Below are 20,743 nucleotides of genomic sequence, written 5' to 3' on the forward strand. Positions count from 1 at the left end.
CCCTTCTGATAACTTCTTCACTGCTTGAGTTTTTAAGAGCTTAAAAACTATACAACTATTAGTATTTAATACCAATATGTAAGGCAACGATACCCCCAGTCATTCTGTGGGTTTCAACCTCATCAAAACCTACCCCCAGCATCATTTCTTTTAGGGTGTCTGCGTCAGGGTGCATACGAATAGATTCCGCTAAGTAGCGATAGCTCTCTGAATCTTGTGCAATTTTTTCGCCCAACCAAGGCAATACCTTGAATGAATAAGCGTCATATACAGGCTGCAAAAAGGCGTCTGGCTTAGAAAACTCTAAAACGAGTACTCGGCCACCTGGCTTAATAACCCGGCACATTTCACCAAGCGCCACATCTTTATGAGTCATATTGCGTAAGCCAAAAGCAACAGTCACGACATCAAAATGGTTACTAGGAAACGGGATTTTTTCCGCATCAAATTGCACACAAGGTAAAGCCATGCCGCGATCCAATAAACGATCTCGACCAACCCCTAACATTGAGGCATTGATATCGCTTAACCAAACCTGAGCATCGGAGTTGTGACCCCAATCGGTAGCCTTAGCAAATGCAGCGGCAAGGTCTCCAGTACCGCCAGCAATATCTAAGACCTTTTGACCAGGACGTATATTTGCCCTAGCAATCGTAATTTTTTTCCAAACACGATGTAAGCCAAAAGACATTAAGTCATTCATCACATCGTATTTGCCAGCTACCGAATGAAATACCTCGGCAACTTTTTCAGCTTTCTCAGCCTCATCAACACTTTGATAGCCGAAATGGGTTTTACTCATTAGTGACTTCCACAAGAATGGTCATGTCCTGCCTGCGCCATTGGCGCATCACGATCAAGACCGGCGGCAGCTAATTTATCTAAATGCTCTTTCCATACTTGCTCTTGGTTCTCGCACAAGAAATGCAAGTAATCCCAAGAATACAGACCAGAATCATGCCCGTCTGAAAAAGTAGGCTTCAATGCATAGTGCCCTACAGGCTCAAGACTAGCAATCAATACTTCGCGCTTGCCAGTTTGCAACGTTTCTTGACCGGGTCCGTGACCTTGTACCTCTGCCGATGGGGATAGCACTCTTAGCAATTCAAAAGGTAGGCGATAGGTAGATCCATTCTCGTAAGAGAGCTCTAAAACCTTGGACTGCTGATGAACAACTACATTGGTTGGAATCATTAAACCAATACCCTTTCAATGCCACCTTGATTTGCTTTGGCAACGTAATCTTGCATCCAGTTGTCACCGAGTAATTTTTGAGCCATCTCAACTACGATGTAGTCGGCAGTAGTCTCACTATCTGCATCAAAGCGAGTCAGGCCTTGTAAGCAAGATGGGCAACTTGTTAGTACTTTGACATCGCCAGTGAAGTCGTCTTTACGTAAATCGTTGGCAGCTTTTTCCATTTCAATTTGCTTGCGGAAACGTACTTGCGTAGAAATATCGGGACGTGTCACCGCCAGTGTTCCGGATTCACCACAACAACGATCATTCTTCGCGATCGCCTTCCCGTCTTCTAATTGGATCAGTTCATTGACGGTCTTCAGGGGATCTTGCAACTTCATGGGAGAGTGACATGGATCGTGATACATATACTTCACGCCCGTTACTCCAGAAAGCTTCACGCCCTTCTCTGCCAAGAACTCATGGATATCGATAATTCGGCACCCCGGGAAGATTTGTTCAAACTGATAACCTGCTAATTGGTCATAACAAGTACCGCAAGAGACGACCACTGTTTTGATATCTAAATAATTCAGGGTATTGGCAACACGGTGGAATAAGACGCGGTTGTCCGTAATCATCTTCTCAGCTTTATCAAAGTCGCCATTGCCACGCTGTGGGTAGCCGCAACATAAGTAGCCCGGAGGCAACACTGTTTGTACGCCAACGTTCCACAACATGGCTTGAGTAGCCAAACCAACCTGTGAGAATAAGCGCTCGGACCCACAACCTGGGAAATAAAAAACTGCTTCAGTATCGGCAGAGGTTGTTTTGGGATCACGAATGATTGGTACATAGTTCGCGTCTTCAATATCTAAAAGAGCGCGTGCGGTTTTCTTAGGCAAATTACCAGGCATCTTCTTGTTCACAAAGAAAATGACTTGCTCTTTAATGCTAGGCTTGCCAACTGTTGCCGGCGGATGAGCGGTTTGCTGTTTTGCAAACTTGCGGAAAATATCATTACCCAAACGCTGCAACTTATAGCCCCAACCAATCATAGTCTTGCGAGCTAAATGAATGCTCTCAGGACTGGTGGCATTCAAGAAGAACATCGATGCCGCAGTTCCCGGATTGAAGCGCTGTTGGCCCATCTTGCGCAACAAGTTACGCATATTCATTGTCACATCACCGAAGTCAATTTTGACTGGGCAAGGCGTTAAGCACTTGTGACAAACGGTGCAATGTGCTGCAACGTCATCAAACATTTCCCAATGGCGAATCGAAACACCACGACGGGTTTGCTCTTCGTATAAAAATGCTTCAATCAACAATGAAGTTGCCAAAATTTTGTCACGCGGGCTATACAAAAGATTTGCACGTGGTACATGTGTCGAGCAAACAGGTTTGCATTTACCGCAACGCAAACAATCTTTTACGCTATCAGCAATCGCACCAATATCGCTCTGCTGCATGATGATGGATTCATGACCCATCAGACCAAAACTAGGCGTATAAGCCATGCTGAGATCAGCATGTGGCATTAACTTACCTTTATTGAAGCGCCCTTCAGGATCAACGCGATTCTTATAGCTACGGAAGTCTTTGAGTTCCGCCTCAGTCAAATATTCCAGCTTAGTAATGCCGATACCGTGCTCACCAGAGATCACGCCATCTAAAGAGCGCGCCAACTTCATGATACGGTCAACTGCGCGATGTGCATCTTGCAACATCTCATAGTCATCGGAGTTCACGGGAATATTGGTATGCACATTACCGTCCCCAGCATGCATATGCAAAGCAACGAATACGCGTTTGCGCAAAATATTTTTATGGATTGCTTCAAGCTCAGCCAGAATCGGCTCGAATGCAAGGCCGCCAAAAATGATACGCAACTCAGAACGTACTTCATCTTTCCATGACGCACGCAAACTGTAATTCTGCAGCCCCGGGAAATACGTATCCATCTGGGTGAGCCAATCAGCCCAACGATTGCGAACTTTAGTAATTAATTCAAGGGCCTGCTGAACACGATCACCTAAGATTTCTGCTGTAGGGATCGCGTAATCTTCTTCGCTTTTGCCTAATGGCAGAGCACTTTTTTTCAAGAATGACTCAAGGCCATCGAGAACTTGCAACTTATTCTTCAGGGATAGCTCGATATTGATGCGATCAATCCCATCGGTGTACTCACCCATGCGCGGCAATGGAATGACCACATCTTCATTGATCTTAAAAGCATTGGTATGACGGGCAATCGCTGCTGTACGCGCGCGATCAAGCCAGAATTTCTTGCGCGCCTCAGCGCTAACTGCAACAAAACCTTCGCCAACCCGCAGGTTCGCCATGCGCACTACTTCACTAGTAGCGGCAGCAACAGCTTCTTCATCATCACCAGCAATATCGCCAATCAAGACCATCTTCGGCAAGCTATTGCGCTTCGATTTTGTTGAGTAACCGACAGCGCGCAAGTAGCGGTCATCCAAATGCTCAAGACCAGCCAGAATGGGGCCGCCTTGCTTGCTTAAGCCATCTAAATAAGCCTTAATTTCTACAATGCTCGGAATAGCTTCACGCGCTTGTCCAAAAAATTCTAAGCAAACCGTGCGCATGAATTTCGGCATACGATGCAATATCCAGGTTGCACTTGTAATTAAGCCATCACAACCTTCTTTTTGCACGCCAGGTAAACCAGATAAAAATTTATCAGTAACGTCTTTACCTAAACCTTCTTTACGGAAACGTTTGCCTTCAACCTCTAGTAATTCTGTTTTCAGAATACGTTGGCCTGGCTCGCTATTACCATCAGACCAGGTAAGCTGAAACCGCACGGTTGCAACATCATGGATCTTGCCAAGGTTGTGCTCAAGACGTTCAACGTCCAACCAATTACCTTGTGGATCCACCATGCGCCAGCTGGCCAGGTTATCCAGAGCGGTACCCCAGAGAACTGCTTTTTTACCACCGGCATTCATCGCAATATTGCCGCCAATACAGCTTGCATCTGCGGAGGTCGGATCAACCGCAAACACTAGCCCAGCATGCTCAGCAGCATCAGATACGCGGCGAGTAACAACACCAGCGCCTGTAAAGATCGTTGAGACTTCATGAGTAACACCAGGTAGCCCTTTTGATTTCACCGCGCCGATATCTTGTAATTTTTCGGTGTTAATGACTGCAGACATGGCATATAGCGGAATGGCGCCACCGGTATATCCAGTACCGCCGCCACGCGGAATAATCGTGAGACCTAATTCCACACAGGCTTTCACTAAGCCCGGAATTTCAGATTCGTAATCCGGCTTCAGAACGACCAAAGGGAACTCAACACGCCAGTCAGTAGCATCAGTTACATGCGCTGCACGTGATACACCATCAAAACAAATATTATCACTGGCAGTGTGACGACCTAATTCTTTGCGAGCACGTTTACGGATAACTTCAACTTCTTTAAATCCGTTTTCAAAACTTTCAATCGCTTGATAGGCGGCACTTAATAAAATTTCGACTTGCTCTGCTGAGTCACCGCTATTGCGTTTTTTGACTTCACCCAGGCGATGCCAGAGAGCATCGATTAATTGTTTTCGACGATGAGGGCTATCAAGCAAGTCGTCCTGCAAAAAAGGGTTGCGTTGAACCACCCAAATATCGCCCAGAATTTCAAACAACATACGGGCAGAGCGGCCAGTACGGCGCACGCCACGTAACTCATTGAGAACACGCCATGACTCCTCACCTAATAGGCGAATCACAATCTCTCGATCAGAAAAGGAGGTGTAGTTGTAGGGAATTTCGCGAAGACGGGGGGAACCTGCCTCAGCATCCAACAACTGGTTCAAAGCCAATGGTGCGTTCATAGCGACATATTTGATAAATAAGCATTTTAATTGAGCGAACCTGATAGTGGCAGGAAACAGTGAAAGTTGCTCCCCCAAGAGATAAACCCTTGCAAATCTAAGGGCTTAGGAGCCATCCGTGGTACGCTCATCAGATGGCAACGAACTATTTAAAGAAAATTTTATCGGCTCGCGTCTATGACGTCGCTAGAGAAACCGAACTGCAGCTCGCCCCCGAACTAACCAAGCGTTTGGGCAATCAGGTCTTACTTAAAAGGGAAGATAACCAGCCGGTTTTCTCTTTCAAACTCCGTGGGGCCTACAACAAAATGGCCCATTTACCCTTAGAGGCCCTAAAACGGGGGGTCATTGCAGCCTCTGCTGGCAATCATGCTCAAGGAGTTGCCCTATCTGCAGCCAAAATGAAATGCAAAGCCGTCATCGTGATGCCGGTGACAACCCCCAGCGTGAAAATTGATGCCGTTAAAGCTAGGGGTGGCTCTTGGGTAGAAATCATTCTGCACGGCGAGTCATACAGTGATGCCTTTAAGCATTCCGAACTATTAGGTAAAAAACGAGGTCTCACTTTTGTTCACCCTTTTGATGATCCAGATGTCATCGCAGGGCAAGGTACCATTGCTCACGAAATTTTTACCCAGTATGAAAAACCAATCGATGCCGTTTTTGTTGCGATTGGTGGCGGCGGTTTAATTGCTGGTATTGGCGAATACATCAAAGTTGTTAGCCCTAAAACTAAAGTCATCGGCGTTCAAGCATCTGACTCTGATGCCATGAATCAATCACTCAAGGCCAATAAGCGTATTGAGATGAAGGATGTGGGTTTGTTCTCAGACGGTACTGCGGTAAAACTTGTTGGCAAGGAAACTTTCCGTATCTGTAAAAAGGTGGTTGATGAAATTGTCACTGTTGATACCGATGAAATTTGCGCAGCGATTAACGACGTCTTCACTGATACCCGCAGCATCCTGGAGCCTGCTGGTGCCTTAGCAATTGCCGGCATGAAGAAGTATGTTGAGAAAAAACGCATCAAGAAGAAAACCCTAGTGGCTGTGGCCTGCGGGGCCAATATGAACTTTAGCCGTCTGCGCTTTGTAGCAGAACGTGCAGACGTTGGTGAGTTCCGCGAAGCAGTATTTGCAGTCACAATTCCTGAAGAGCGTGGCTCTTTCAAACGCTTCTGCGAATTGCTTGGTAAGCGCAATGTCACTGAATTCAACTACCGCATTGGTGATCAAAGTGAAGCGCATATTTTTGTCGGCATCAGCACACAAAAATCTGGTGACAGCGAGGCGATTGCTAAACATTTCCGTAAGGCAAAATTTGCAACTATTGATCTCACGCATGATGAATTAGCCAAGTCACACCTGCGTCATATGGTTGGCGGACATTCTGTGCTTGCGAAAGATGAACTGCTCTACCGCTTTGAATTCCCAGAGCGTCCAGGTGCTTTAATGAAATTCCTCACCAGTATGGCGCCGAACTGGAATATCAGCTTGTTCCACTATCGCAACCATGGCGCAGATTACGGTCGCATCTTGGTAGGCCTCCAGGTTCCAAAGAATGAGCAGAAGAAATTCCAAAGCTTCTTAGCGACTTTAGGCTACCCACACTGGGATGAAAGTAACAATCCTGCTTATCGTTTGTTTCTTAAATAAGCCCAACAAAAGATGTCATATACGCTCACCGGAAAACTCGTCGTTGCGATATCCTCGCGCGCCCTGTTTGATTTCGAGGAAGAGAATCGCATCTTCGAATCAACCGATGACAGTGCATACATGAAGTTACAGCTCGAACGCCTGGGCGAAGCTGCGCAAAAAGGCGTTGCATTCCCACTAGTCAAAAAGCTCCTTGCTTTTAATGAAGAGGGTGAGCAGCGTGTTGAGGTGGTGATCCTCTCACGCAATGACCCCGTCAGTGGTTTGCGCGTATTCCGCTCTGCAGAGCATCACGGCCTGCATCTAGAGCGTGGGGTTTTTACTAGAGGTCGCCCGCCCTACCATTACCTGCGCTCATTGCATGCCAACCTCTTTCTGTCTGCAAACGAAGATGATGTAAGAGCGACGATTGATGCAGGCTTCCCAGCGGCACGCGTCTATCCAGAATCCAGCAAAACCGCTGAATCTCACCCTAATGAAATCCGTATTGCCTTTGACGGAGACGCAGTGCTCTTCTCCGATGAAGCAGAGCAAGTGTTTCAGAAAAAAGGTTTAGAGGCTTTTGTCGATCATGAGAGCAAGAAGGTCGATATCCCATTGCCACCAGGTCCATTTAAACCATTGCTCGAAGCTTTACACAGACTGCAACGCTCTACTAGTGAAAACGGTATGCGTATTCGCACCGCACTCGTCACCGCACGCTCAGCACCAGCTCATGAACGCGCTATCCGCACACTCATGGCATGGGGCATTGATGTGGATGAGGCCATGTTCTTAGGCGGCCTATCGAAGAGTGAATTTCTAAAAGAATTCGAGCCAGACTTCTTCTTTGACGATCAAACTGGTCACTGCCAATCAGCAGCCTCGGTTGCCCCAACAGGCCATGTTGTATCAGGCGTATCAAACAAGCCTAAGAAGTAACTATTCATGGCAACACTACCGCTCGGACAGTCTACGCAATACCCAGATCAATATGATCCAAGTTTGTTATTTCCAATTCCAAGATCAGAAAATAGAAAGAAGCTCGGCCTAAAAGAAGGTCAAGCTCTACCGTTTGTTGGTGTTGATATTTGGAACGCTTTTGAGCTTAGCTGGCTCAATAAAAAAGGTAAGCCCCAAATTGCTTTGGCTGAGTTTCAGATTCCTGCTGACTCGCCTAATATGATTGAGTCAAAATCGTTCAAGCTTTATCTCAATAGCCTTAACAGCGCACGCTTTGAAGATGAACACGAGGTGAAAGAGAGGCTCATTACAGATTTATCGGTAGTTGCTGGCAGCAAGATCACAACGCGCATCAACCCAACTGAAGCCATCTCCAAAAAAGGAATGCAAGAAATGGGTGGCATCTTGATGGATCGCCTGGATATCGAAATCGACCCCAATCTACCTGCAGACCCAAGTCTACTAGGCGTGAACGAATCATTTGGTCCGATTGAGCAATGCTTAGTCTCCCATTTACTAAAGTCAAACTGCCCCGTGACTGGTCAACCTGATTGGGCAAGCGTCCAGATTCGCTATCAAGGAAGACCGATTCTGGAAGAAGGTTTACTGCGTTACTTAATTGGCTTTAGACAATTAGGTGAGTTTCATGAACATTGCGTAGAAACGATCTTTACCGACATCAAGCGCGAATGCAAACCCGAAAAACTCTCTGTGTATGCACGCTACACCAGACGTGGTGGTTTAGACATCAATCCATTTCGCACCGATCATAATTCACCATGGCCCGAGAATATTCGCCATGCACGGCAGTAAGAAATGTAATCAGTAGCTAAATAAAAACCCCTTGTAGGAAATCCTAGAAGGGGTTTTTCTATTACGGCAATTGCCGCACTAGTTGTTACTCATTAAAACGGAATGTCGTCATCCATTGCACCGAGTGATGCAGCATTTGAAGATACTGGAGCTGATTGCTCAGCCGGCTTTGAGCGGCTGTAGCTTTCACCACCATCACCGCTGCCACCAACTGGCTTACCACCGAGCATTTGCATGGTTTCTGCAACGATCTCAGTGGAATACTTTTCTTGGCCACTAGCGTCAGTCCATTTGCGTGTGCGCAAACGACCTTCAACATAAACCTGTGAGCCTTTTTTGAGGTACTGACCAGCGATTTCTGCAAGCTTGCCAAAGAATGCAACACGATGCCATTCTGTGGTTTCTTTCATTTCACCAGTTTGCTTATCTTTGTAGCGATCAGAGGTTGCTACTGAAATATTTGTAACGGCGTCGCCGCTTGGCATGTAACGCGTCTCTGGATCACGTCCTACGTTACCTACGATGATGACCTTATTTACCGAAGCCATGTTGTCTCCCGAAGAAAATTACTACTGTTATTACTACTAAAAAATGAACTGCTCGTTTAGATTAAATCGATGAAGCTACGGCGATGTCTATGCGGCTACATCCTTTGATTCTGTTGCTTTCGCTGGCATTTCACCCATTGACCAGGCAATTATAAGCCAGCAACCTAAGAGTACGGCACCCGTCACAAAGACCGATAAATCGCCATGGCTATCCATTAAATAGCCTCCAACAGCAGCACCAGCAAATAAGCCGATCGATTGCGTAGTGTTGTAAACACCTAAAGCTGTTCCCTTAGATTCTTTTGCAAAACGAGACACTAAGGATGGTTGCAAAGCTTCCAGTAAGTTGAATCCTACGAAATAGACTAGCAAAGCAATTGCAATTGACGTGATGGAAGTGCTATGCGTAAATAAAAATTCAGCGATCAGTAACAATACGATTGCAATGAGCATAGTCGTACGTAGCTGCTGCTTCTTTTCACCAAATATCAGAAGGGGTGCCATAAAGACAAAAGAGAGCAAAACGACTGGGAGATAAATTCCCCAATGCGAGGACAAAGGTAATCCTGCTTGCACCAGTAAACGCGGTACCACCAAGAACATTGCAACCTGGGTTGCATTCAGCACGAACACACCAACATTTAAGCGCATCAACTCAGGACGAAAAAATACCTCCTTCAAGGAAGCCTGCTGAACTTGGACTTCCGGATGACTGCTTGGGAGAACGTAATACGTCACAAACATTGCGATCACCCCGAAAACTGCCAAGACAATAAACATTCCACTTAGATTGATTACTCGGTAAATTGGCGCAGCAATCACTAAAGATAGGGCGAACGACAGGGCAATGCTACCGCCCACCAAAGCCATAGCCCGGGTACGCACCTGTTCACGCGTAAGATCAGCAACCCATGCAGAAACGGCGGCTGATATTGCTCCAGCGCCCATGACACCTCGCCCAATGGCAATCCATAGCAAATCATCCTTAGCAGCAGAGATCAAAGCCCCAGCAATAAACAAGGAGAGGCCCCATAAAACCACTGGCTTGCGACCAATTCGGTCAGATAAACGCCCCAAAGGGATGTGAAAACAAGCCTGAACAATATTGAAGATCCCTAGGGTCAAACCCACCCAGAGAGCTTGCTCGCCACCTGGCAAGCCCCGTGCATGGATGCTAAAGACGGGTAATAGCAAGAATAGGCCCAGCATGCGGAGGCCAAAGATGCCCGCTAAGGCCAGAGTAGATCGGAGTTCAGAAGGATTCATGGGAAAGAGCTATATTAACAAGTTACGCTAAAAAATCATGAATAACGAAATCAAGATCCGCGGTGCCCGCACCCACAACCTCAAAAACATCAATCTAGACATCCCTAGAGAGAAACTTGTTGTCTTAACTGGCCTATCTGGATCTGGCAAAAGCTCGTTAGCTTTTGACACACTCTATGCCGAAGGCCAACGTCGCTATGTTGAATCTCTCTCCGCATATGCGCGTCAGTTTTTGCAGTTAATGGAAAAACCTGATGTCGATACGATCGAAGGTCTATCACCTGCAATCTCGATTGAGCAAAAAGCAACGAGTCATAACCCGCGCTCTACCGTTGGTACCGTGACTGAAATTCATGATTACCTCCGCCTCTTGTTTGCGCGCGCAGGCACGCCACATTGTCCTGATCACGATCTTCCATTAGAAGCTCAAAGTGTTTCGCAAATGGTGGATACCGTGCTATCAATGCCAGAAGACACCAAGCTTATGATTCTGGCTCCAGTCGTTAGCGAGCGTAAGGGTGAATTCGTTGATCTCTTCCAAGACCTCCAAGCGCAAGGCTTTGTGCGCTTTCGGGTGCGCTCTGGTGGCGGCACAGCGAACATCGCGAAAGCAGAAATTTTTGAAGTCGATCAATTACCTGAACTCAAGAAAAACGATAAGCATTCCATTGAAGTCGTAGTAGACCGCATTAAAGTGCGTCCCGATATTCAGCAACGCCTTGCCGAATCTTTCGAAACAGCGCTACGTCTAGCTGACGGTAAAGCCATGATCGTTGACATGGATACTGGCAAAGAAATGATTTTCTCAAGCAAGTTTGCTTGTCCTGTTTGCTCATACTCATTGCAAGAGCTGGAGCCTCGCCTCTTTTCCTTTAATAATCCAATGGGTGCCTGCCCATCCTGTGATGGTCTTGGGCACCAATCCTTCTTTGATCCTAAGCGCATCGTGGCACATCCGGATTTATCCCTTGCCTCTGGTGCAATTAAAGGCTGGGATCGCCGCAATCAGTTTTACTTCAAACTCCTGCAAACCCTCGCCAAGCATGGCGGCTTTGATGTCGAGAAGCCTTTTGAAACGCTATCTAAGAAACAACAGGACCTCATCCTCTTAGGCTCAGGGGATGTCACCATTCCTTTTGAATACATCAATGAACGTGGCAAGAATAGTATTCGTGAACATGCTTTTGAAGGTATTGTTGCCAACTTTGAACGTCGCTATCGCGAGACGGATTCTGTCACAGTGCGTGAAGAACTTGCGCGCTATCAAAATATTCAAATCTGCCCAGAATGTAATGGCAGTCGTTTGCGTAAAGAGGCGCGCTTTGTCAAAGTAGGCGAAAAGAAACAATCTCGCGCCATCTATGAGATCAGCGCCTTGCCTCTCAAAGAAGCTAAAGAATACTTTGAAGCGCTCGAGCTTAAAGGGGCTAAGAGAGAAATCGCCGATAAGATTGTGAAAGAAATCAGCGCACGTCTACGCTTCTTAAATGATGTTGGCCTGGATTACCTCTCTTTGGAGCGAAGCGCAGATACTCTTTCTGGTGGAGAAGCTCAGCGCATTCGGCTTGCAAGCCAGATTGGTTCTGGCTTAACTGGGGTGATGTATGTATTGGACGAGCCCTCCATTGGACTGCATCAACGCGATAACGATCGTTTGATTGGCACCCTAAAACACCTGCGTGATTTAGGTAATAGCGTTTTAGTGGTTGAGCATGATGAAGATATGATTCGCGCATCTGATTGGGTCATTGATATCGGTCCAGGCGCTGGCGTTCATGGTGGTGAAATCGTTGCCGAAGGTACTCCTGCTGAAGTGGAAGCCAATCCAAAATCATTAACTGGCGCATACCTTGCTGGTCGTGAAGCGATTGAAGTTCCACAAAAACGTATTCCGGTGAATGATCGTTTTTTAGAAATCATTGGGGCGCGCGGCAATAACTTGCAATCCGTGCATGCAAAGATTCCTGTTGGACTACTCACATGCGTTACCGGCGTATCTGGTTCAGGCAAGTCCACCCTCATTAATGACACCCTCCATCACGCTGTTGCCCAGCATTTGTATGGTTCTAATGCCGAACCAGCTGCGCATGATGCGATGAAGGGCTTAGAGCATTTTGACAAAGTCATTAGCGTGGATCAATCACCGATTGGCAGAACGCCTCGATCCAACCCCGCTACCTATACCGGTCTCTTTACACCAATTCGCGAACTTTTTGCAGGCGTTCCTGCTGCTCGCGAACGTGGCTACGAAGCTGGTCGCTTCTCCTTTAACGTCAAAGGTGGTCGTTGCGATTCTTGCGAAGGAGATGGCGTCCTCAAAGTAGAAATGCACTTTTTGCCAGATGTCTATGTACCTTGCGATGTTTGCCATGGCAAACGCTACAACCGGGAGACTTTAGATATTCGCTATAAAGGCAAGAATATTCATGAAGTGCTCTCGATGACGATCGAACAAGCTCATGAATTCTTTGAGGCAGTTCCTGTTGTCAAGCGCAAGCTCAAAACATTATTAGATGTTGGCCTAGGTTATGTGAAGCTTGGACAGAGTGCGACGACTCTGTCGGGCGGCGAAGCACAGCGTGTGAAGTTATCCCTTGAGCTTTCTAAGCGAGATACTGGTAGAACCCTCTACATCCTAGATGAACCTACCACCGGCTTACACTTCCACGATATTCAGTTGCTCCTAACAGTGATTCAAACACTGAAGAAGCAAGGTAATACGATTGTGATCATCGAACATAACTTAGATGTCATTAAGACTGCCGATTGGATTATTGACTTAGGTCCTAAGGGTGGCGCCGGTGGTGGTCAAATCATTGCCACTGGTACACCTGAGGACGTTGCGAAGAATGAGTTGAGTTTTACAGGTCATTACTTAGCACCATTACTCACTCGCAAACCAGTCGCTACCAAGAAAAAGAAATAGGCAAAGCAATACTGCAGACAATCTCAGAGTAATTTAGCTTCGGCCAAGTCGGTCGCCTCTGAATTACCTGAGACCACCAAAATATCGTTAGCCTGCAGTTGTAATTCTGGTGTCAATACCAGTTTTGCATAGTCTGCATTTAACCCCTTGCGACGAACTGCCTGAACACTGATGCCCACGCTCCCGAGGTCAAGCTCGTCCAATGTTTTTCCAACCGCTTGGGAATTCGGTAACAAAGTAATCGAATGCAAACGCCAAGATTCATTTGAACCAAAGTCATCATCACCCGCACCCCGGAAATAACCACGTAATAAGCTATAGCGCTCTTCGCGCGCAGTTGTAATGCGTCTCACTACCTTACGCATTGGGACGCCCATAATCAATAAGACATGGGATGCAATCATGAGGCTGCCCTCAATCAACTCGGGAACTACTTCGGTGGCCCCGGCTGCTTGCAATTTAGCAATATCTGCATCATCTCTAGTTCGAACCAGCACTGTCATACCAGGACGCAAACGTTCAACTTGACGAAGCACACGCAAACTCGCAGCAGTATCAGCATAGGTAATGACAACAGTCTTTGCTCTAGAGAGGCCAGCGGCGATTAAATAGTTTTCACGGCTTGCATCGCCATACACCACATTATCGCCAGCAGCGGCAGCCTCCTTTACGCGATCAGGATCTAAATCCAAAGCAATATAAGGAATCTTTTCCTGATCGAGCATGCGAGCCAAGCTTTGTCCTGAACGACCAAAGCCGCAGATGATCACATGATTTTCATTACGTACACTTTTTGCTGCAACACGTGTCAATGCAAGCGATTGCAATAACCACTCATTACTGGAGAAGCGCATCGCAATCCGATCGCTGTACTCTACTAAGAAGGGAGCACAGAACATTGATAGCAACATTGCTGCCAGAACAGCTTGACTCAGAATAGGATCAATCAAATCCAAACCATCAATTTGAGTGAGCAATACGAATCCGAATTCGCCAGCTTGAGCAAGACACAAGCCCGTTCTAATGGAGATGCCAGTGCTAGACCCAAAGACTCTAGAGAGTAGTGCGATCAAGCCAAACTTAAAGACCAAGGGGCCAATCAATAGCGCTACCACCAAAATCCACTGCTCACGAATGACATTGAAGTCAAGCAACATGCCAATCGTAATAAAGAAGAGTCCTAGCAACACATCACGGAATGGTTTGACATCTTCTTCAACCTGGTGACGATACGGTGTTTCTGAAATCAACATACCTGCCAAAAACGCACCGAGCGCTAGAGACAAACCAAAGTGCTCTGTTAGGCCTGCCATACCGAGCACAATCAACAAGAGGTTGAGCATGAACAACTCTTGTGAACGCAACTTCGCAACTAATCTAAACCAGCGACTCATGAGCGATTGGCCAATAAAGAAGATCAAGGCCAGAGCAACGGTAATTTTGATGGAGGCTGCAGTCAGAGCAACCAAGAGATCTGTTGGATTTTTTCCTAAGGAAGGAATCAAGATCAATAAAAAGACCACTGCCAAATCTTGGAATAGCAAAATACCAACAACATTTCGACCATGCTCCGTTTCTAATTCAGAACGATCTGAGAGGAGCTTGGTCACAATCGCAGTGGAAGACATTGCTAAGGCGCCACCCAAAGCAATCGCTGCCTGCCAAGAAATAGGGTAAATCCAATTCATTAACAGGCTAGCCGGCACTGCTAACAACATCGTCAAAACAACCTGACTGCCGCCAAGACCAAATACGATCGTGCGCATTGATCTCAGCTTATGCAGATTAAATTCCAGGCCAATCGAGAACATTAAGAAAACCACCCCAAATTCAGCCAAATACTTGACCGTTGAGGAGTCGTTCGCTAAAGCCAGGGCATTGGGTCCAATCAGCACGCCAATGGCCAAATAGCCCAAAATAGGGGGTAAGCCAAAATAGCGGAAAATAACTACTCCAGCCACACCAGCGGCTAGGAGAATGAGAGTTAATTGAAGGACTGACGGCATATACTTACTCGATGATAGCTAAGACTCGTGAACGTACCCTAAAGCTTGCGCGCGACACCCTCACTATGGAGGCTGCTGCACTGCAAACCATGCGTGATCGCCTTGAGGGCATTAACGCCGATGCCCTTGTACATGCAGTGGAATTGCTGCATGACTGCAAAGGCAGAATCGTAGTCTCCGGAATTGGTAAATCTGGGCATATTGCCCGCAAGATTGCCGCCACCTTTGCCTCAACTGGCTCCCCTGCTTTTTTTGTTCATCCAGCTGAAGCCAGTCATGGTGATTTAGGTATGGTCACCAGGGATGATGTTTTTGTTGCGCTTTCAAATTCTGGTGAGACTGAAGAATTGTTAACTATCGTGCCGATTGTGAAGCGCACTGGCGCAAAACTGATTGCTCTTACTGGCGCACCTGATTCTTCGCTCGCGAAATTAGCGGATGCCCACTTGGATACCAGCGTTGAAAAAGAAGCTTGCCCACTCAATCTTGCTCCCACAACTAGCACCACCGCTGCATTAGCGATGGGTGATGCATTGGCCGTGGCATTGTTGGATGCACGCGGATTTCAGGCTGAAGATTTCCAACGCTCACATCCTGGTGGTCGCTTAGGTCGCAAACAATTGATGCATGTCAGCGAAGTGATGCGTAGCTTTGAAGACACACCAAAAATTTCTATCCAAGCCTCTCTCCAAGATGCCTTGTTAGAGATGACCTCCAAGCGTATGGGTATGGTGGTGACATTAGATGAAAAACAGAAAGTATTCGGCATTTTGACCGACGGCGATTTGCGTAGACTACTTGAGAAAAATACTAATCTCAGTGGCATCACACTCCAAAACGCCACTACAGCCAGCCCCCGTACTATTCCACCAGAACTCTTGGCAGAAGAAGCGATTGAGATGATGGAAAAACATCGTATCAATCATTTAGTTGTTACTGATAAAGATGGATGTTTACTGGGCGCCCTCAATCTGCATGATCTCTTTGCAGCCAAAGTAATTTAATCTCGTTGCTGATTGAATCTCATGCCTAGCGCCTTTAATACTCACAATACAAACCCCCTGTCTCAGTATCCACAAGCATGGGAGCGCGCTGGCAAAGTGAAGCTACTAGTTTTAGATGTTGATGGCGTACTGACGAATGGGCAAGTATGGATTGGTGCTGATGGGAAAGAATCCTTAAAGGCATTTGATATTCAAGATGGTTTAGGCATCAAACTACTGGAACAATGCGGCATCCCAACAGCGATTATCACCGGCAGAAACTCTAAGATGGTCTTAGCGCGTTGTGATGAACTCGGTATCAAACAAGTTCACATGGGCGTTGAAAATAAAGCGATTGCTCTAGAAGAGGTTCTCAAATCACTGGGGTTGAAAGCGAGTGACTGCGCCGTAATGGGTGATGACTGGCCAGATCTGGCCATGATGAAACATGCTGGCTTGCGAATTGCTCCAGCACAAGCTCACGATGCCGTCAAAGAGTTTGCGCATTTTGTCACCATACATACAGGTGGTAATAGCGCTGTGCGTGAAGCATGCGACCTCATCCTAAAAGCCCAAAACCACTACGATGACTTGCTGAATAAGGCTCGCCAGTAAGCAATGCAATTGAATTCGCAACGAATCAAACTGAGTATTGGGCGCACGCTATTGCGGCTCATGCCTTTGATATTGATGGGTGCCTTGACGCTGATGACATTTTGGTTGGTGCAAAAAAATACACCGCCAGAAAGCTCCATGCTCGAGCGCGTTCGCCTACATGAACCCGACTACATTATTAAAGACGGTACTCTTTCGGCGTTAAATGAATTAGGTACTACTAAATACAGAATTCTGGGTAATAAAGTTACTCACTACGATGATGATGCATCGATTGACATTGATGTACCACGCATGCGTTTGTTTCAACCCGAGAAAGCACCCGTAACCGTCAAGTCAAATACCGGACATCTCGATGGGGATCTCACCATCCTAGAGCTCTTTGATAACGCCTCAATTTATCGACCAGCACAGGCAGCTACAGCTTCAGAACCCGCGACTTTGCGTATGCTTGCCTCCTCTAGTTATTTCAAGGTTTTGATTAACGACGATATTGTTGAAACTAATAGACCAATCACCCTAGAGCAAGGCATGTCAGTTATGCATTCGACAGAGGGTGGAACCTTCGACAACATTCAACAGAGCATGACGCTTTCTGGCCAAGTCAAAGGGCGCATAGAACGCGCTCCACGGAGCGCTCAATAAAATGTTTGCTATGAATCGTCTACCTCTTCTCGTGTTTGCACTTTGTATGCTGATGCTTAGCAGCATCGCTCATGCAGAAAAAGCAGATCAAGACAAACCCATCATTCTTGAAGCTGAAAAAGTTTCGGTAAATGACGTGCAACAGATTTATGACTTAAAAGGTCAAGTGTTATTGATTAAAGGCACTATCGTTGTGACCGGTGAAGATGGTCACATTCAAGTTGATCCCGAGGGCTACGAATTGGTTGATGTCAAAGGATCTTCTGACACTACTGCCAGCTTTCGGCAACGCAGAGAAGGTCCTGCGGATGAGTTTATGCAGGGTCGCGGTTCCCAGGTTACCTACAATGCTAAGACAGAGGTGCTTACCATTACCGGTGATGCCAGCCTGAAGCGCTCCTTGAATATGCAGATGCTAGATCAATTACAAGGCTGGAAAATTGAGTACGATGATATTAAAGAGCGCTATCGCGTAACGCCTCCTGTAAATGCGAAACCAGAGGATTTGCCTTTAGCTAGAGCAATCCTTTCACCAAGACGAAAAGCTACATTAGAAAAATGACAACGGATTTAGCTCAAACCCCTTCTACTGCTACCCTTAGCGCCAGAAACCTCCAAAAGCGCTATGGCTCTCGGACGGTAGTAAGAGATGTATCAGTCGAAGTGAAATGTGGTGAAGTCGTTGGTCTACTGGGCCCAAATGGTGCAGGTAAAACAACATCTTTCTACATGATTGTTGGCCTGGTCCCACTAGACGCTGGCCAGATTATTTTGGATGGCGCCGATATTACCCACTTACCGATTCATGAGCGGGCACGCATGGGCTTGTCTTACCTCCCTCAAGAAGCTTCTGTTTTTAGAAAACTGAACGTTGCTGAAAATATTCAAGCAGTTCTAGAACTGCAAGTACAAGGTGGAAAACCATTAACCAAAGCAGAAATTGCCGACCGCCTAGATGAGCTGCTGGGTGAGTTGCAAATTGGCCACCTACGCAACAATCCTGCTCTGTCACTTTCCGGCGGCGAGAGACGTCGTGTAGAAATCGCGCGCGCCCTAGCATCTCAACCAAAATTCATCTTGCTTGACGAACCATTTGCGGGTGTTGACCCTATTGCCGTTGGGGAAATTCAGAGAATTGTTCGATTCTTACGTGATCGCCAAATTGGGGTTTTGATCACCGACCACAATGTGCGCGAAACCCTGGGTATTTGTGATCACGCCTACATCATCAGCGAGGGAAGCGTTCTAGCAGAAGGTAAGCCCGATCAAATTATTCAAAATGATGCTGTCCGTAGGGTCTACTTGGGTGAAAACTTCCGGATGTAAGCCAGATAAGGCATCTATCCGTATAAGTCATAAAAAGTGCTTTTCCCTCTTGGTTTTCAGCAAAATCGCTGATACGCTGGAGGCTCATGGTTCATTTTCCAAAAAAAACAGCTCAAAAAAGACAGGGGCTTGCTGCGCACCCCGGGTATAGCTATGCGCACGCGTTGATATAAGGAGTTGCTCATGAATTTAAAAATTAATAGCCGCCATCTAGAAGTTACCCCTGCAATGCGCACGCATCTTGAGGCGGGGTTAGCCAAAATTCGTAAGCACTTCGATCACGTCATTGATGCATCTGCCTTTTTGGTAGTAGATAACGCCAAAGAAAAGGATCTGCGTCAGAGCGCCGAGATCACCATTCACCTTAAAGGCAAGGAACTCTTTGCTGAAGCACATAATGCCGACCTCTATCACGCCATGGATGCCGTAGTCGATAAGCTTGAGCGTCAGGTCGTCAAACATAAAGAAAAGATTCAAGATCACCATCACGAAAAGCATTTTGAGTAAGCTTAAGTGTCAGGACACCTATAATCATCTGCAATGAATGCCCTGACTAATCTTTTTACCCCTGACTGCATTGCATTAGATAACCCTGCCAAAAACAGAGCTGATGCGTTTGCAGCAGCCGGGGAATTATTTTCGAAACAAGTTGGTATTGATGCAACTTCCGTGGTGGAATTCCTCAATGCCCGTGAAGATTTAGGTTCAACAGCACTGGGGGCTGGTGTAGCGATTCCCCACGGTCGCGTAAAAGGTCTAAAGCAACCTGCAGCCGCCTTCATGAAGCTCAAAGATCCCATCGAATTTGCAGCGCCCGATGGTGAGTCTGTTTCCATACTCATTTTTTTGCTGGTTCCAGAAAAGGCAACCCAACAACATTTAGAAATTCTGTCCTCTATTGCACAACTGCTATCAGATTCAGATGCGCGCGAGAAATTGATTTCCGCTACTGACCCCACGATGGTTTGTGAACTATTGCAGCATTGGGGTAATACAAAATGACTCAGCCATTACTCTTAGATGGAGTGACTGCTCAGCAGATTTTTGATGATAACGTTTCTGATCTCAAACTGTCATGGATCGGTGGTCTTGAGGGTGCCGATCGCACCTTCCCACCCGAGGCTGTTAAGGCGGCAGCAGCTAGCTCTGATTTAGTGGGTCACTTAAATCTCATTCATCCTAGTCGCATTCAAATATTTGGCGAACAAGAGGTTGACTATCACGCAGCGCTTGAGCCTGAGCAAAAACAAGAGCAAATAGCTAGCCTGATTTCTAAAACACCACCGTGTGTGATTGTGGCCGACGGCAAGCCTGCAGATCCAGATTTACAACTCTTTTGCCAACGCTCATCTACACCACTATTTACGACTAATATTTCTGCTGCAGAAGTCATTGATCACCTACGTACATACTTAACCAAAATTGGTGCGCCACAAATTACCATGCATGGCGTATTCATGGATATCTTGGGTTTAGGTGTTTTGCTTACTGGTGAATCTGGCTTAGGTAAAAGTGAATTGGGCTTGGAATTGATTTCTCGTGGGCATGGCTTAGTTGCCGATGATGCAGTTGATTTTGCGCGCCTTGGTCCAGATTACATTGAAGGTCGCTGTCCAGTAATTCTGCGTAATCTCCTTGAGGTTCGCGGACTCGGTCTGCTGGACATTCGCACGATTTTTGGTGAAACAGCAGTGCGCCGTAAACTGAAACTACGCCTCATCGTGCAATTGGTTCGACGCACCGATGGTGAATTCGAGAGATTGCCACTAGAAGCTCAACATATTGATGTTTTGGGTATTCCGATTCGGATGGTGAAAATTCAAGTGGCGGCAGGCCGAAACTTAGCCGTACTAGTAGAAGCGGCTGTACGTAATACGATTTTGCAATTACGTGGCATCGATACACTCAAAGAATTTATCGAGCGCCAACGACTGCAAATGAATGCCGAGGCAGATTCCATTAAAGCCCAAGGGCGATTACTTTAA

At 46.6% G+C, this 20,743-nt stretch carries 18 protein-coding genes; 12 read left to right on the top strand and 6 right to left on the bottom strand.

All coding sequences use genetic code 11. The features are described 5' to 3' along the window. Nucleotides 1-58 precede the first annotated feature (58 nt). Genes ubiE through FD968_RS09415 form a run of 3 tightly spaced genes read right to left on the bottom strand, consistent with a single transcriptional unit; the run spans nucleotide 59 to nucleotide 5,033 of the window. Nucleotides 59-802 (bottom strand): bifunctional demethylmenaquinone methyltransferase/2-methoxy-6-polyprenyl-1,4-benzoquinol methylase UbiE, encoded by a 744-nt coding sequence (gene ubiE, locus FD968_RS09405; RefSeq protein ID WP_215365858.1) that lies wholly within the window; start codon nucleotides 800-802, stop codon nucleotides 59-61. Continuing rightward, the gene (locus FD968_RS09410; protein ID WP_215365860.1) at nucleotides 802-1,194 is read right to left on the bottom strand and encodes a gamma-butyrobetaine hydroxylase-like domain-containing protein; all 393 of its coding nucleotides are present in this window, start codon (nucleotides 1,192-1,194) and stop codon (nucleotides 802-804) included. The genes ubiE and FD968_RS09410 overlap by 1 nt, the downstream gene beginning before the upstream one ends. Continuing rightward, on the bottom strand, nucleotides 1,194-5,033 hold the full coding sequence (locus FD968_RS09415; protein WP_215365862.1) for an FAD/FMN-binding oxidoreductase: 3,840 nt from the start codon (nucleotides 5,031-5,033) through the stop codon (nucleotides 1,194-1,196). The genes FD968_RS09410 and FD968_RS09415 overlap by 1 nt, the downstream gene beginning before the upstream one ends. Before the next feature lie 134 nt (nucleotides 5,034-5,167). On the opposite strand from FD968_RS09415, the gene ilvA reads away from it, so the two are divergent. The 3 genes from ilvA to queF are packed head-to-tail and all read left to right on the top strand — an operon-like array spanning nucleotide 5,168 to nucleotide 8,443. Next, nucleotides 5,168-6,688, top strand: a complete 1,521-nt coding sequence (ilvA, locus tag FD968_RS09420; protein ID WP_215365865.1) for a threonine ammonia-lyase, biosynthetic — start codon at nucleotides 5,168-5,170, stop codon at nucleotides 6,686-6,688. A 12-nt stretch (nucleotides 6,689-6,700) separates the two neighbouring features. Next, on the top strand, nucleotides 6,701-7,609 hold the full coding sequence (locus FD968_RS09425) for a 5'-nucleotidase (protein ID WP_215365867.1): 909 nt from the start codon (nucleotides 6,701-6,703) through the stop codon (nucleotides 7,607-7,609). A gap of 6 nt (nucleotides 7,610-7,615) precedes the next feature. Then, nucleotides 7,616-8,443, top strand: coding sequence for an NADPH-dependent 7-cyano-7-deazaguanine reductase QueF (gene queF / locus FD968_RS09430; protein WP_215365869.1), 828 nt, complete (start codon nucleotides 7,616-7,618; stop codon nucleotides 8,441-8,443). A gap of 92 nt (nucleotides 8,444-8,535) precedes the next feature. On the opposite strand, the gene ssb is transcribed toward queF, so the two are convergent. After that, the gene (ssb, locus tag FD968_RS09435) at nucleotides 8,536-8,991 is read right to left on the bottom strand and encodes a single-stranded DNA-binding protein (protein WP_215365871.1); all 456 of its coding nucleotides are present in this window, start codon (nucleotides 8,989-8,991) and stop codon (nucleotides 8,536-8,538) included. Between the two features lie 87 nt (nucleotides 8,992-9,078). Further along, nucleotides 9,079-10,257, bottom strand: coding sequence for an MFS transporter (locus tag FD968_RS09440; RefSeq protein ID WP_215365873.1), 1,179 nt, complete (start codon nucleotides 10,255-10,257; stop codon nucleotides 9,079-9,081). A 37-nt stretch (nucleotides 10,258-10,294) separates the two neighbouring features. Between FD968_RS09440 and uvrA the strand changes: the two genes are divergently transcribed. Further along, complete coding sequence (gene uvrA / locus FD968_RS09445) at nucleotides 10,295-13,183, top strand: excinuclease ABC subunit UvrA (RefSeq protein ID WP_215365875.1); 2,889 nt, start codon at nucleotides 10,295-10,297, stop codon at nucleotides 13,181-13,183. Nucleotides 13,184-13,206: 23 nt separating this feature from the next. Here uvrA and FD968_RS09450 read toward each other — a convergent pair whose 3' ends face one another. Beyond that, nucleotides 13,207-15,189 (bottom strand): monovalent cation:proton antiporter family protein, encoded by a 1,983-nt coding sequence (locus tag FD968_RS09450; RefSeq protein ID WP_215365877.1) that lies wholly within the window; start codon nucleotides 15,187-15,189, stop codon nucleotides 13,207-13,209. Between the two features lie 11 nt (nucleotides 15,190-15,200). On the opposite strand from FD968_RS09450, the gene FD968_RS09455 reads away from it, so the two are divergent. The 8 genes from FD968_RS09455 to hprK all read left to right on the top strand — a co-directional run bounded on the left by FD968_RS09455 (nucleotide 15,201) and on the right by hprK (nucleotide 20,743). Beyond that, entirely contained in the window at nucleotides 15,201-16,193 is a 993-nt protein-coding gene (locus FD968_RS09455) for an SIS domain-containing protein (protein ID WP_215365879.1), read from the top strand. 21 nt (nucleotides 16,194-16,214) lie between these two features. Then, a complete protein-coding gene (locus FD968_RS09460) occupies nucleotides 16,215-16,787 on the top strand; it encodes an HAD family hydrolase (RefSeq protein WP_215365881.1) in 573 nt (190 codons plus the stop codon). A gap of 3 nt (nucleotides 16,788-16,790) precedes the next feature. Next, nucleotides 16,791-17,432, top strand: a complete 642-nt coding sequence (gene lptC, locus FD968_RS09465; protein WP_215365883.1) for an LPS export ABC transporter periplasmic protein LptC — start codon at nucleotides 16,791-16,793, stop codon at nucleotides 17,430-17,432. A 10-nt stretch (nucleotides 17,433-17,442) separates the two neighbouring features. Continuing rightward, a complete protein-coding gene (locus FD968_RS09470; protein WP_251367565.1) occupies nucleotides 17,443-17,994 on the top strand; it encodes an LptA/OstA family protein in 552 nt (183 codons plus the stop codon). Next, entirely contained in the window at nucleotides 17,991-18,758 is a 768-nt protein-coding gene (lptB, locus tag FD968_RS09475) for an LPS export ABC transporter ATP-binding protein (protein WP_215365887.1), read from the top strand. Before FD968_RS09470 ends, lptB begins: the two co-directional genes overlap by 4 nt. A 183-nt stretch (nucleotides 18,759-18,941) precedes the next feature. Next, nucleotides 18,942-19,265, top strand: coding sequence for a ribosome hibernation-promoting factor, HPF/YfiA family (hpf, locus tag FD968_RS09480; protein ID WP_215365889.1), 324 nt, complete (start codon nucleotides 18,942-18,944; stop codon nucleotides 19,263-19,265). A 33-nt stretch (nucleotides 19,266-19,298) separates the two neighbouring features. Beyond that, nucleotides 19,299-19,760, top strand: coding sequence for a PTS sugar transporter subunit IIA (locus FD968_RS09485; protein WP_215365891.1), 462 nt, complete (start codon nucleotides 19,299-19,301; stop codon nucleotides 19,758-19,760). Beyond that, nucleotides 19,757-20,743, top strand: coding sequence for an HPr(Ser) kinase/phosphatase (hprK, locus tag FD968_RS09490; protein ID WP_215365893.1), 987 nt, complete (start codon nucleotides 19,757-19,759; stop codon nucleotides 20,741-20,743). The genes FD968_RS09485 and hprK overlap by 4 nt, the downstream gene beginning before the upstream one ends.

The organism is Polynucleobacter sp. AP-Titi-500A-B4 (genome assembly GCF_018688095.1).
GTDB lineage: Bacteria > Pseudomonadota > Gammaproteobacteria > Burkholderiales > Burkholderiaceae > Polynucleobacter.